Here is a 14267-nt window from a genome sequence, read left to right as displayed (position 1 = left end):
CGGTGGTTGTCCGCGTCGGGTGGTTGTGGCCACCGCCGACACACCACCGAGACCTTCAATTACTTACGGATACCGAGCTTACCGATGATATCCAGATAACGCTGCGGGTCTTGACCACGGACATAGTCCAGCAGTCGACGGCGACGCGACACCAAACCCAACAAACCACGCCGTGAAGCGTAATCTTTGCGGTGGGTCCGCATGTGCTCGGTCAATCCGTTGATCCGCTCGGTCAGAATCGCGATCTGAACTTCGGGTGATCCGGTATCGTTTTGGGTCGAGCCGTACTCGCCGACCACTTCGTTCTTGCGTTCTTTCGAGATCGTCATACCGAAAAACTGTTCCTTCTTTGTTTCAATATCTGAATTGAGAAATCTAACGGATTCGTTGCAAGCCGGGAAGTTTAGCGGCCCCCCATACGAACGCAACGTCAAATCGCATTTTACGGGAGGGATTTTCCCGATGGGGGTGCATTTCGTGTCGGCAGGAGGGCATCGGGCCATCGGCCAGCCATCGCCCGGCTTTGAAAACACGGTTCAGTTGGCTATCTTTTCCGCATCCTTTCGAATGGTTTTCTTCGATCGACTTCCCTGTTTCCCTGTTTCCCCGTTTCCTCCCACCCAAACCCAACCTCCATGCAACGCTCGTTGATTCTGCTCAAGCCCGATTGCGTCCAACGCCGCTTGATCGGCGAAATCTTGTCTCGTTTTGAAGCCAAAGGGCTGCAGATCGTCGGACTGAAGATGATCCAAGTCACGCCCGAATTGTCGCGCCAACATTACGCCGAGCACGTCGAAAAACCTTTTTATCAATCGCTCGAGGATTTCATCACCTCGGCACCGGTCGTCGCGGTAGCTCTCGAAGGACTCGAAGCGATCACCGTCGTTCGCGACATGCTCGGGGCCACCAACGGGCTCAAAGCCGCTCCCGGAACGATCCGCGGCGACTTCAGCAGCAGTCGCCAGATGAATTTGGTCCACGCGAGTGATTCGCCTGAATCGGCCGAGCGGGAACTAAACCTGTATTTCCAGCCCAACGAATTCTGCGAATACTCGATGAACTTAACTCCGTTCATGCGTGCGGACGACGAATGAGTTAACATACGTGGAACCTCGTTTCATGATTTTCCACGTTGGGGAACCCAGGCAATGCCGCTGACTCGCATCGTTCGTTTTCTATTAGTGACCGCCTTAGCGGTCGTCGCCGGTGCGGCGGCCGAGTCGCCGCTTTTGGCCCAGGCATACCCGGCCGGCGGATTTGGTGGCGGTGCCAATCCCAACGCACCAGCGAACGAGGTCACTGAGTTTAAAGGCAAGCTGAACGGCGTGCGGGGCAATATTCTGACCGTGACCCGCGAAGACGACGTCGAGTGCTTTGTGATGTTCCCCGACGAACTGAACGCCCTGGAGTTCGTTGCCCCGGCCTTGCCAGCGTATCTTCGTCGCGGGATGCCCGTGCGGTTCACAACCACGTTAGGTCCGACCGGTATGCCACTGACGCCTGTCGACAAGATCGAGATCATCGCGCCGGTGAACATGAGCTTGATCGCCAACAGTCAAAAAATGCGATTCACGCCAGGAGTCAACTCCGCCGACCGTCACGCTAAACCCAATCAAGGTCCCATGACGGGTAAAGTTTACGTGATCGGCAGTTTGATGATGCTCGGGCCCAATGGCGAACTGGCCGTTCAAGCCGGTAAGGTCCCAGTGCAGACGATGGTTGCGCCGGACGCCAAGGTCGAGATCCGCGCCAACAGTTTGGCTCTCGCCCAACCCGGCGACTTGGTCACCGTCACCGGTTTCTATCAACCCCCCGACGACACGAAAGTGAAGGCCGAACGAATCGTCGTGACGACCGATCGCGTCTTCGGCGAAACCCCCCCCAAACCCGAGCGAAAAAGCCGCAAGAAGAGCAAGGAAGACGCGGTCGAGCCGGAACCAGCGCCAGAAGCGACGAGTAGCGAGTAGCGAGCTGGGAGTAGGCTGGGTCGCAGCCGCTTCGGCGGAGACCCGGCAAGTCCTTGCGGTTCCCAGTTTCCCGTCGATCGACGATCCGACCGATCTCTTCACTCTTCACTCTTCACTCTTCACTCTTCATTCTTCATTCTTCATTCTTCATTCTTCACTCCCCGCCGGGTGTTCGTCGCAAAGCCTCCTCCACCCAGCCTACGCGCAACCGCCAACCGCCAACCGCCAACCGCCAATCGCCGACCGCCTTGGCAAACTTTGCCGGTTGTACCGGCTCTCCTGCCTGGGGGATCTTTGCCGATTTTTCGGATTTTAACGATTTTGCTTTGAGTTTCTTCTTCCAGTTCGACGATATCGCTGGTGAGCCAATGATTCTTGGCCGGGGCAACGACTTTTACGAAGGTCGTGAAACTGGTCCGCGAATCATTTTCCCCCCCGACTTTCATCTGCTGGATGACGACTGTGTCGAACCTACTGACCAAACGATTCCGAATTACTCTGGGTGCGATCATCGCCCTGGCGGTGATCACCGTGAGCCCAAACGTCCAAGCCCAAACGAACAGACAAGATCGGCCAAACTCGGGTGACTTAGAGAATGCCGCCCGGGCGTCCTGGCAACCTGTTCGCGATCTATCGCAAACGACGATTAAACGTCGTCCGCAGTCCACACAGGTTCGCTTGGTCGATCATCAAGAGCCCACACTCGCCCAACCGGCATCCACCCGAACGACGGTCGAAAGGCCGACCCCGACCAAGACGGCATCGGTCCGTCCGATGCCTTCGGCTCGCAAGCCGGTGTCGGCTCGCCCCGCATCGGCTTCGATCATATCCCATCCTGTGGTTCAAGAAAGCGTCCCGCTGGACGGCGAAATCTACTTCGACCCCATTCATGACGGCGGCTGCGACGCGATGCCCATGGGTTGCGGTTGCGGTGTCGGTGGTTGCCACGGTACCTGCGGAATCTCGATGGGCGGATGCGACGGAATCGGTTGCTCGACGGGAAACTGTTGCAATGGCGACCCCATGTGTGGCGAATACCGAGATTGCGACACTTTGCGTCCCTGTGTCACGATTTGCTGGCCGCAAGACGGCTGGTTCTCAGCCGAATATCTGATGTGGTGGCAAGATGGAATGGACCTGCCACCGCTGGCCTCGACCGGTCGCCTTTCCGATCGCGCCCCGCTTGCCAACGGAACGGTTTTGTACGGAGACGACGAAGTGCTTGACGGTCGCATGGACGGCTATCGATTCGATTTTGGATTCTGGTTCGATAACTGCCACACGTGGGGGATCGGCGCCGGGTTCTTTGGGCTCGATCGAGAGACCGAAGGCTTCTCCGGAGGCAACGACAATTCGACATTGGTCCGACCGATCATTACGGTACTTCCTAATCTCGCCGACCCGACCGCATTGGGTGATTTGGAAGAAGCCGTCGCATTGGTCAACGATCCGACCCGAGACCACAACGGGTCGCTCAATATCGACGTTAACAGTGAATTGAGCGGATGGGATTTATATGTCCGTCACTTCACTCGTGGCCAATCCGGATGTGCTTGCACCGGTCCCTGCGGTTGCCCGACCGCTTGGTGTACCCGCAGTGAACACCGCTTCGGTTTCCGTCAAGTCGAGCTGGACGAGGGCATCGCCATCAACAGTAGCGTGCTTATCGATCAAACCCCCAACCCCGCCTTGTCGTTCGTGCTCAATGAGAGTTTCCGGACTCGCAATCAGTTCAACGGAATTGACGTGGGCTGGTTCCACACCCGCTCGATCGACTACTGGAACTTTGACATCGGGCTGCGTTTGGCCGCTGGTAACACCAACCAGCAGGTTCGCATTGCTGGCGACACAGTGGTCAACGGAACGGCACCCGCTGTTTCGGGCGGGCTTCTTGCACTGAACTCAAATATCGGTACCTACGAACGCGACGAGTTCTCGATCATCCCTGAATTGAACCTCAAGCTTGGGTATCAATTGACAGACCAGCTCAAAGCGACGTTTGGTTACACATTCTTGTATTGGTCCAATGTCGTCCGGCCTGGTGACCAGATCGAACGGATCGTTGATCAAGATCAGATCCCCAATTCCAACGCCCCCACGCCAACCGATCGGGTGTTCCCCCGGTTCGCGTTCGACAATACCGACTATTGGGCTCAAGGACTGAGCTTCGGGCTGGATTACCGCTGGTAATTTGAATCGCTTGGGCCGACCGCACGTTTTTCGCCGGTTGGACCTCACGGACTGTAACGAAAACGCCGATTACACCGAAGAGAGCAATCGTGGCGTTTGGTTTTGATGAAACCATTTTTCCGGCAACGGCATCCAATGCAGTCCGGAAAAGCTCCCACCCGTCGAACATTTACCTTTCCAAGGTATCACCCAGATGAAATTTCAACGCATCCTCGACCGTCTGATCGGTTTCGATCGTCCTTCCAAACGTGCCAGCGGTCATCCCAATCGCGGCAAGCGTTCTCGCGGTTTGCGTTTGGAGTCGTTGCAGAAACGAGAACTGCTCGCGGCCGACATGGGGTCAATCACCGGGATCGCGTACATCGACGCCGATGGTGACGGTGTTGTTGACGCGGGAGAAACACGACTGCAAAACGTCGAGGTCGAACTGTACCTCGACGACGTGGTGCAGAACGGTCAATTCGACGCGGGCGAAACGTTCGTGGGGACGATGACAACGGGTCCCGACGGTGTTTACACGTTCAACAACCTCGACGGCAATGACGTTGACACACCAACGCTTCCGATCGTCGCGACAGACGATGGGTTTTACATTTTACGTTTCGCTGCGGGAGTCGGTGGGGTTCAGGATTCAGGCGGAGCGGTTCTGACCGGTGTTCAGCTTTCGGGCGACGTAGGCGCTCAAGTCACTGACGATACAGGCGTGGTACAGCAAACCGTCGACGGCTTCACGACCGCTCAACCGGGGCAACCGATCAGTCAATCGGTGGTCGGAACGGCGACTGATTCGAGTGGCGACCTCGGTGTGGGAAGCAACGTTCTTGGGCAAGAACGCGACGTTGAAGTGGTGGTGCTCGGGCACAACGATCCAGGCAACGCCAGCGCCGATCTCAGTGTTTCGGCAGTCACCAATCGGTTGTCGTTGGACGTCGGATCGGACGTTCGCGCCTCGTTCCTGGTTCAGTACGACGGGATCGACGCGGACGGTGCGGGACTGGTCCTTGATCCGATCGGACTTCGCAACGGCGGCGCCAACGGGGTCAGCCTCAACGACGGCGACGCGGCAGCCGGATTGATGCTGGCGATTCGCGCCGACAACATCATCGCAGATGCTTTGATCGTGACGATCTACACCGACGGCGCCAATTTCTCGACTGCCACGATCGACCTTCCGAACAATCTGGCCGATCCAAACCCGGCGGAAATTTTTGTTCCATTCACCGCCTTCATCGTTGGTGACGAGGATGGATTGGGCGGCGGAACGGGAGCCGACTTCAGTGACGTTGGGGCGATTGAGGCCTCGCTCGACAGCGACTTAGTCACGTTCGGCTTGGACTTCAGCGTCAGCATTCTGGAATCACGACGTTCCAACGAAACCGTTGCAAACTCGGCCGCGACAGTGCCGCTGTTCCTGGGCGGAGAAGTGTTCGTCGACAACGGTGGTGGCGTTGATCAAGCCGAACAAGACAACGGTCTATTGGATGCTGGCGAGCCAGTTTTCCTAGCAACAGGCGGCAACGAAATCGAAGTGCATTTGTACGACACCGATCCAAGCGGTGTGGGCGCAACCCCGATCGCCACGACGACCGTCGATCCTGCTGGCGGCGCAAACCCGGGATCCTATCTCTTTGACACCGTGGGTGCTGATCCGCTCGGACCGGGCACCTACTTCGTTGTGATCCCGGAGAGTGAATTCACGACCGGCGAACCTTTGGTCGGCTTCCGTGGCAGTAGCGTCGACACGCCCGTCGGTGTCACCGATGACGATGCCGACAATGACAATGACGGCTCGTTGGTTGCCGGTGTGGGTTTCGTCAGCGGTCCGATCACATTAACGATCGGTGGGGAACCGACGACCGGCAATACCAATACGACGGTGGACTTTGGCGTCTTGCCGGAGGTTGATCTGCGAATTGACAAGACGATTAACGCCGGCGCCAGCACGCTGCAGCCAGGTGGCACTGCCGTCTTCACGATCACGGTTTCGAACCTCGGTCTTAATGAGGCCACCAATGTGGTCGTCGATGACTTCGCGCCGGTCGGATTGACGATCACGAGCGTTCAAGACAGCGTTCCCGATCCGGTTTCCTTCACCACCAGCACGATCGGCGGACGACCGGCTCAATCGTTCAATGTCGGTAGTCTTGCCGCTGGCGCGTCGGCGACCTTCACCGTTACTGCGACTATCGACGGAGCAATCTCCTCAGATCCGATTAACGAAGCGCAAGTCAGCGGATTCCAAGTCGAAGCCAACATCGACACCGTACCTGCCGACCGCAATCCCGGCGATCCGCTCGACGGAGCGCTCGAGAACAACATCGCGCTGGAAACAGTTGATATTCCGTTCGCCGATATCTCGGTCACCAAGACTGACTCGCTGACAACGACGGCAGCGGGAACTCAAATCACGTACACGATCACCGTCACCAATGATGCCGGTGCCGACGCGGCGGCCAACGTGGTCGCGTTGGACACGTTGCCGGTGGGCACGACGTTCGTTTCTGGCACGTTCACTGACGGCACCGGTACGGTTGATCCGGTAGTTGGCGGTGCAGACGATGGTAAAATCCGCGCTGTCTTGGGCAGCCTTGCACCTGGCGAAGATGAAACATTCACGATCATCGTCGACGTCGATCCAGACTTGGCCGATGGAGACTCGCCGCTGGGCAACTCAGTCACCGTAACAGCGGACAACGCTCCCGACGCCACTGCGACCGATGACACTGCAGTGACCCGCTTGACGGACGTTACCGTGACCAAAACGGTTCTAAGCACACGAACACCTGATGATCGCACCGACGGCGATGACACCGACGATATCATCGACTCGACAGATCCCTTTAGCATTTCTGCGGGCGGCTTCGTGACTTACCAAATCACGGCAACCAACTCCGGACCTTCGGTCGCTCGCGGGGTCCAGGTGACCGACACGCTCAACGGATCGCTGACACTCGTTGCCGGTAGTTTCGATGCGGGAACCAGTGGCGCGACCCTGGTGCCACCGACCGGACAAGCTTTAACGTTCAACCTTCCCGACCTTGGTGTCGGTGAATCACGAACGTTCACATTTGAAGTTCAAGTTGCTTCGAACCAGTTCGATCCGATCGCCAACACGGCAACCATCAGTTCGACCGACCCCGAGTCCGACTCGACCAATAACACCGGCACGGTCTCGATCGACCCCGACCCACGAATCGACTTGATCTTGGACAAGACTGTCGCCCCGACCACTGCGGTACCAGGACAAGATCAAGTTGTCTACACGTTCACCGTGAGCCACGACACCGACAGTCTTTCCGACGCGATCAACGTTGACGTGACCGATACTCTGCCGGCCGGTTTAACCGGCGTTACGATCACCGGGACCGGAATCACCAACCAAAACTTCAACACGACTACTCGGGCTTTGCTGGTCGAATACGCCTCGATCCCGGTAGGTGAAACTCGCACCTTCACGGTAACCGCCGACATCAACAACGACGCCACTGGCACCATCGTGAACTCCGCCTCGGTGGTGGTTCCCGGTGTGACCGAACTCGATACGGCCAATAATTCCGACACCGCCACAATCACCCTAACACCGCAATTCGACTTGGTCGTTAGCAAGGCCGTGACCGGAAACACCACCGTCGGACCACTCGACAACGTGACCTACACGATCGTGGTTTCGCACGACACCGACGATGACGGAACCGAAGCGGACAACGGGCAGAGTCCCTCTCGGGCCACGAACGTGGTCTTGACAGATGTTTTGCCTGCCGGGTTGACATTCACGTCCGCAACGGCCGCGGGGGCCGCTGTGACTCCGACCAACACCAATGGCACGTTAGTTTTCCCCGCGTTCGACTTGGCACCTGGTGCAACACAAACCTACACGATCACCGCTTCGGTGAATGATGATGCAAACGGTCCGCTGACCAATAATGTTTCTTTCGTCACTGCCGCTGGTGAAACCGATACGAACAATAACTCAGCGTCAGCCGTCGTTACCGTCACGCCTCAAGCCAATGTAAGGGTCAGCAAGAGCGTCGATATCGCGACGGCTCAGGCAGGTTCGCAATTGACCTACACGGTGATCGTCAACAATGATGGCCCGTCCCCGGCGGCCAATGTCACCGCCGTTGATACGCTGCCTGCCGGTGTAACGTTTGTCAGCGGCGTCGGTCCCGGAGGTGCGGCACTCTCGGCAACCGGACAAACCGTGACCGTCAACGGAGGAACACTCGCATCGGGAGGTTCGTTCCAATTTACGATCGTCGCGAGCGTCAACGCGGGCACCATCGCCTCGCAGGTCAACACCGTCAATGTTACGACAAGCACCGCCGAAACCAACTCAAGCGACAACTCGGCTACCGCAACCACTGCCATCGACCAAGCCATCAATGAATTGTCGGGAACGATCTTCCGCGACTTCAACAATGACGGCATCCTCAATGGCATGGATAACCCGCTCGCGGGCATTGAATTGTTACTGACCGGCGGTGATCTCGGAGCCGCCGGACGTCGAACCACCACCGACGCCAATGGTGTCTATCAATTTGATGACCTGATTGCGGGGACTTACAACGTTCAACGCCTGACCTTGCCAGAGTACTTCAACGACGGTCTGGAAACGGCCGGCCCCTCGGCGACCCCGGCTGACGCAGCCAACGAAACGATCCAGGTGATCGTTGGCGGTGCAGGCGGGACCACAGCACCGGAGAATGATTTCGCGCTGGTGCCGTTCCTCAGCTATAAGCTCTGCATTTTGTAAACATCCATCGATCCATCGTTCGACTCCTCGATCGAGGTGCCTCGGATGATCGTTCGCGACCGCTCGGGAGCCGGTGATGCTTCGGTCTGCGACAAAACGATCATCCCAATCACTTTGCACTAACGGGAGTCGGACGAATGAGTGGTCCAGCGAGTGATCGCGGTACCACAAAACAAGCTCGGTCCTTCGGGGGGAGGACCGGGCTTTTTTTATTCTCTGAGGGTTCTCTGTACGCCATTGGCATGTGAAATGCATTCCCCTTGAGTTGTTCGGACGATCGCATGCGGCGATCGCCAATGCCACTCTTCGAGGAATAAAAAAATGCTTTACTGGGCAGCCGTCTTTTTCGTTATCGCTCTGATCGCCGGTCTCCTTGGCTTCGGTGGGATCGCCGGTGGAGCTTCCACAATCGCTCAAATCCTATTCGTCGTGTTTGTCGTCCTGTTTCTGATTAGTCTCATTTTCGGTCGACGCAGTCGTTCGGTTTAGACTTAGGAAACAGGAAACGCGTTCATGGCCGAGCCCCAACCACGTACGGCTGACGCTCGCCGTGCCAATCGTTGTCTCATCGCCGATGACGTGCGATCCACCCATCGGGTGCTTTCGCGCTGGCTTCGCGACTGCGGGCTCCAATGCGAATCGGCCAGTGATGGCCACGTCGCCTGGGAACGTCTGCAGTCCCTTGATGTGGATCTGTTGATTACCGATATTGAGATGCCGCAATGCTCCGGCTTGGAATTGCTTCAACGGATCCGAAATTCGCCAGACCAGCGAATTGCTACGACTCCAGTTTTGGTGATGACAAGCCTTGATGACCGCGACGTCGAAGGCGCCGTCCAAAAGCTCGGTGGCGATGGGTTGTTGATCAAGCCACTCGAAAAGAACTCAACCTTACCGGTGATTTTGGAAGTGATCGTCTCAGGCGTTCACGGCCGAGAGTTTTGGATCAATCATCGACAGTGCGAAACGCAAAATGAAACCCGAGTCTCGCCGACATTGCAGCGACTCTTACGACACGTTGCCGATATCGACCGAGAGATGTGAAGGTAGAATTCGAGTTTCGCTACCCGACGAATGCAGCGGAAAAATGCGTTAGCATCGCGTGAACAATAAGTGATGGATTCTTAACGTGGCGTCGACTTTCAGTCGACGTTTCAGGGTTTGGCGACTGAAAGTCGCCACCACTTAATGTTCACGCGATGCTTAGCTCGCCGTTACTCGATAGGTCGGTACAGGCCGACCTGGACGAAACGCTTCGATCCGCTCGACTGTCATCACAGCATGGAAACGATCAGCGATCTGTTCCAGTACCTCCTCCACCAACGGGCGTAACGTATCCGGCGACATGCAAACTCGAGCGTTAACAATAACGCTCGCTTGCGACGTTGATTCACCTGACTCCATCGATAGGATCGCGGGCGATTCACTGCTGACCAAATTGGCGACGCTCACGTGTCCGCCGGTCGACGAAAGCACTTTCAAGTGTGCGGGCTCGGCATCTTTGGACAACAGCGCTTTCCGAATCAGCTCAACCAACGACATAGTCATTTCATCAAGCGAGTAGGGATTCGTCGCGACAAGAGTCAGTGATGCGTTGAGCCATCCCAATTCAGCCTCGCCTTCGGCGTAAACGTCGTAGTCGACCTCCATCATCGCGGCGGGCGCTTCGGATCGACTTTGGACGATCGAATACACTTCATCCAGATTCTCGTCCGTCTTGGCGGAAACCCGTACGATACGCTTGGCCGGATACTGCTCGGCCAGATAACCTGCCAATTCATCGACTTGGTCGGATGTCAATTCGTCGATTCGATTGATCAAAACGACTTCGGCTTCTTCGATCTGTTTACGAAAAATGTATTCCGCTTTGGCCGAAAAGCCGCCTCCGCTCCCAGACAGAATCCGCAGCCCGTGGCTCGGCTTGAGGATGACGGCGTACGGGCTGTGAGTGAATTGTTCGCCCATCCGCTGCATCAGTGGCATCGCGATGGTCGCCATCAAATCTGTGCAACTTCCAACCGGTTCAGCCAATATAACGTCTGGGCGACGACGCGTTTCGAACTCGGTCATCGCGTCGGTGAGACCATGGAAGTTGCAGCAAAAACAAGATCCGGCGACTTCGTTGACCTCGATGCCTTGACTCTGGAGCAGATGCGTATCAACGAGGCCGGCGGCTTGGTCATTGGTCACGACGCACACATGCTTGCCGTCGGCCTGATAACGCTTGGCCAATTTGGAAATCAATGTCGTCTTGCCCGCGCCAAGAAACCCACCGAGCATCACGAAATGGATCGGTTCGGACATCGTGGATTCCTGCCCTGCGTCGGTTCAAGTTATAAGGAAAAAGAGCGGATGGGGTGGGATTCGAACCCACGGTAGAGTTACCCCTACGCCAGTTTTCAAGACTGGATCCTTCGACCACTCGGACACCCATCCGGTATCGCCGTCGCGAACGCCCAGTCTAAACTGCCCGCCGAAGGTCGGAAAGTCCCTTACGACTTGTTACGGCAAAACGAGACTTCACCCACATAGCGTTCTGTTACAGCAAAAAAATAGGTTGGCTGTAGTGGATCTTGTTAAAGATCCTGCCGCTACAGGATCTTTAACAAGATCCACTACCCTAACTTTTAGCTGTCCCAGACTACTAGTCACCAATCAGACGCAACACGGCGTACATCAACACCAGTCCCGCGATCAGGCACAACCACACGGGCACCCCAAAGGCGATCGGAATGGTTCCCGTTACGATACAGGCAAACCCAGCTAAGATCGCATAGGGCATTTGTGTGGTCACGTGAACGACGTGATCGCAACCACTCGCGCGGCTCGACAGCACTGTCGTGTCGGAGATCGGTGAGCAATGGTCCCCGAAAATCGCTCCCGCGAGGACGCTGCTAAATGTTGCCAACGCGATCGGGTCGGAGGCGACCGACACGACCCCGGCAGCTGATTGCATATCCAAAACAAGCCCAACGGCGATCGGCGTCAAAATCGCCATCGTCCCCCAACTCGTTCCGGTCGAAAACGCGATCGCTCCGGCCAAAACGAACACACACGTGGGCAACCATCGTGGATCCAAGCGGTCCGTCAGTAAACTCGACAAGTATCCTCCGGTGTCGAGCCGATCGGTCATCGCCGACAACGCCCACGCCAACCACAAAACCGCCATCGCCGGCATCATTTGCCCACAACCGTTCCAAACTCCCTGCAATAACGTTCGCCCACCACAGCGACTCCAACCTGCACCGATCGCCAGCGAAGCGAACAACCCTGTCGTGCCGCCGATTACCAACGCTAGATATGAATTGCCCGAACCGATCAAGGTGCCTGCGTCCCGGATGAGGTTCATGGCGGACGGTTGACGATCTGATCGAAGGTCGGTCGGTTCGAGCGAACTCATGCCAGTCACTAACAAAGTTGCAAGTACGGCGAACAAACAAATCAACACCGGCAAAGTGGCGGAAAGTAACGTTTGCCAACACGATGCCGAGGCGAACGATTCCGCATCAGGCTTCTTCACTGATTGACGAGATGCCTCACGCGATTTCAATTCCTCCCGTCGCATGGGGCCAAAGTCGCGTCCGGTTCGCGCGATCATGAAGACCAACCCGATGGCCAACCAAGGATAGAAACGATACGGAATGCTAGCGATAAAAAACTCGAACGCGTTCAGTCCGACACCGCTGGTCGAGGCATCGATGCCGGATTGCAGGTAGCTGATCTCGGTCGCAACCCATGTGCTGACGATCGCCAGTCCGGCAACGGGCGCGGCGGTTGAATCGACCAGATAAGCCAGTTTGGCTCGCGAGATCCCGAGCCGGTCGGCGGTCGTCCGCATCGTTCCGCCGACCAATAACGTATTGGCATAGTCATCAAAGAATACCGCCAGTCCGGTAACGGCGATCAAGGTTTGGCCACCGCGGGTGTCGATCACCTTCGATGCCATCATCGAGATCGCCGCCCGCATCGTCCCTGTCGTTTCCATCACACCGACCATCGCCCCGAGCGTCAACGTGAACGCCAGCACCATCAAGTGATCGGTGTCGACAACAGATTCATAGATCGCCATGAAGAACAGGCTACCTGCGTTAACAAGCCGGTCGCTCACGACCGACCCGTCGCTCAATTGTCCGGCCGCAACCAAAATCCCCAAAGCCAACGGCAAAAGCACTCTCCGCGTCGCGAGCGCCAAAACGATCGCAGCGGCGGGGGGCAGCAGACTAGCGAGGCCGTAATCCATAGAAGTTCCATCGTAGGCTGGGTCGCAGCGATAGCGGAGACCCGGCAGGTCAGCCGTATCGTAGGCTGGGTCGCAGCGACAGCGAAGACCCGGCAAATCAACCGCATCGTAGGCTGGGTCGCAGCGACAGCGAAGACCCGGCAGCTCAGCCGTACGCGTTCAAAAAGATCGGTCTGATATGACTGATCTGACGAATCAGTCCGATCAAACCCCTTCCAAATTGCCGGGTGTTCGTCGCAAAGCCTCCTCCACCCAGCCTACTTGGTAGCCTACTTGAGCCGCCTTATTTCGAATCGCTTGCACCTAATCGAAACACCGTCCAGCCGGATCGGATGGCTTCGCGAAAATTCAATTTACTATCGCCGGCAATGCGTTCGGTGAACCTAATCGGCAGTTCAGCCATCGTCGCGCCGGATCGATGCAAACGCAAGAGGACCTCTTGCAGGAACGAGTATCCATCGGAAGATTCCGCATCGAGATCCAATTCGGCCAATCTGGAAACGCGATAACATCGGAACGAGCCACTTGCGTCGTTGACCGGCAATCCCAACTTTCGTCGGGCGACCGCGTTGATCGTACGGCTCATCCACTTGCGATGCATCGGCCAGCCCACGATATCGCCGCCAGGAACATAACGAGAGCCGACGGCGATATCCACTTTCGCCGATGCGATCAGATCAATCAACCCGGGCAGATCGGCTGGGTCGTGTGAGAGATCCGCATCGAGATTGCAGAACAAATCGTAACGTTCCTCGACGGCGACCTTCATCGCTTGTCGAATCGCGCCACCTAAGCCCCGTTCGTGACGAACGAGACAGCGTACCGTGTGTTGGCCGTCGCAAGATCGCGAGAACTGCTCGACAAGTTCGGATGTTTGGTCAGGTGAATCGTCATCGACGACCAACACATCTGCTTCGGGCACCGCGGTGATGATTCGCGTTAAGACCTCATGGATGTTGTCGGCTTCGTTGTACGTGCAAACCGCCACCAAGATTCGCAAAGGTCCGTCCGTGGCTTCGAGTAAGAGGAAAAAAGTAGGCTGGGTCGAAGCCGCTTCGGCGTAGACCCGGCAATTCGGCAGTGAAACTCACCAAGATTTTCAGTCAATCCCGGTCGA

At 56.8% G+C, this 14267-nt stretch carries 10 protein-coding genes and 1 tRNA gene; 6 read left to right on the top strand and 5 right to left on the bottom strand.

Features of this window, described 5'->3' with window-relative positions:
- Positions 1-59: 59 nt before the first annotated feature.
- Positions 60-329, bottom strand: a complete 270-nt coding sequence (gene rpsO, locus Pla100_RS19060; protein ID WP_146579253.1) for a 30S ribosomal protein S15 — start codon at positions 327-329, stop codon at positions 60-62.
- 306 nt (positions 330-635) lie between these two features.
- On the opposite strand from rpsO, the gene ndk reads away from it, so the two are divergent.
- From ndk to Pla100_RS19025, 6 genes are all read left to right on the top strand, one after another.
- Positions 636-1094 carry a nucleoside-diphosphate kinase gene (gene ndk, locus Pla100_RS19055; protein WP_146579252.1) on the top strand — a complete coding sequence of 153 codons (459 nt, stop codon included), beginning with the start codon at positions 636-638 and terminating at the stop codon, positions 1092-1094.
- Positions 1095-1148: 54 nt separating this feature from the next.
- Positions 1149-1967 (top strand): hypothetical protein, encoded by an 819-nt coding sequence (locus tag Pla100_RS19050; RefSeq protein ID WP_146579251.1) that lies wholly within the window; start codon positions 1149-1151, stop codon positions 1965-1967.
- A gap of 453 nt (positions 1968-2420) precedes the next feature.
- Positions 2421-4157, top strand: a complete 1737-nt coding sequence (locus Pla100_RS19040; protein WP_146579250.1) for a BBP7 family outer membrane beta-barrel protein — start codon at positions 2421-2423, stop codon at positions 4155-4157.
- A 193-nt stretch (positions 4158-4350) separates the two neighbouring features.
- Positions 4351-8910: a beta strand repeat-containing protein gene (locus Pla100_RS19035; protein ID WP_146579249.1), complete on the top strand. Its 4560-nt coding sequence runs from the start codon at positions 4351-4353 to the stop codon at positions 8908-8910.
- Between the two features lie 321 nt (positions 8911-9231).
- Positions 9232-9399, top strand: coding sequence for a DUF1328 domain-containing protein (locus Pla100_RS19030; RefSeq protein ID WP_146579248.1), 168 nt, complete (start codon positions 9232-9234; stop codon positions 9397-9399).
- 24 nt (positions 9400-9423) lie between these two features.
- Entirely contained in the window at positions 9424-9954 is a 531-nt protein-coding gene (locus Pla100_RS19025) for a response regulator (protein ID WP_146579247.1), read from the top strand.
- A 159-nt stretch (positions 9955-10113) separates the two neighbouring features.
- Here the strand turns inward: Pla100_RS19025 and Pla100_RS19020 are convergent, their stop codons facing one another.
- The 4 genes from Pla100_RS19020 to Pla100_RS19005 form a co-directional block, all read right to left on the bottom strand.
- On the bottom strand, positions 10114-11214 hold the full coding sequence (locus tag Pla100_RS19020) for a GTP-binding protein (RefSeq protein ID WP_231603233.1): 1101 nt from the start codon (positions 11212-11214) through the stop codon (positions 10114-10116).
- 45 nt (positions 11215-11259) lie between these two features.
- A tRNA-Ser gene (locus tag Pla100_RS19015) sits at positions 11260-11346 on the bottom strand.
- A gap of 208 nt (positions 11347-11554) precedes the next feature.
- Positions 11555-13150 (bottom strand): Na+/H+ antiporter NhaC family protein, encoded by a 1596-nt coding sequence (locus tag Pla100_RS19010; protein ID WP_146579246.1) that lies wholly within the window; start codon positions 13148-13150, stop codon positions 11555-11557.
- Between the two features lie 283 nt (positions 13151-13433).
- Entirely contained in the window at positions 13434-14150 is a 717-nt protein-coding gene (locus Pla100_RS19005) for a polyprenol monophosphomannose synthase (RefSeq protein WP_231603232.1), read from the bottom strand.
- Positions 14151-14267 lie beyond the last annotated feature (117 nt).

The sequence above is a fragment of the Neorhodopirellula pilleata genome (genome assembly GCF_007859915.1).
Lineage (GTDB): Bacteria > Planctomycetota > Planctomycetia > Pirellulales > Pirellulaceae > Rhodopirellula > Rhodopirellula pilleata.
Note: the sequence above shows the minus strand (reverse complement) of the source record. Positions and strands in the feature narration are given on the sequence as shown.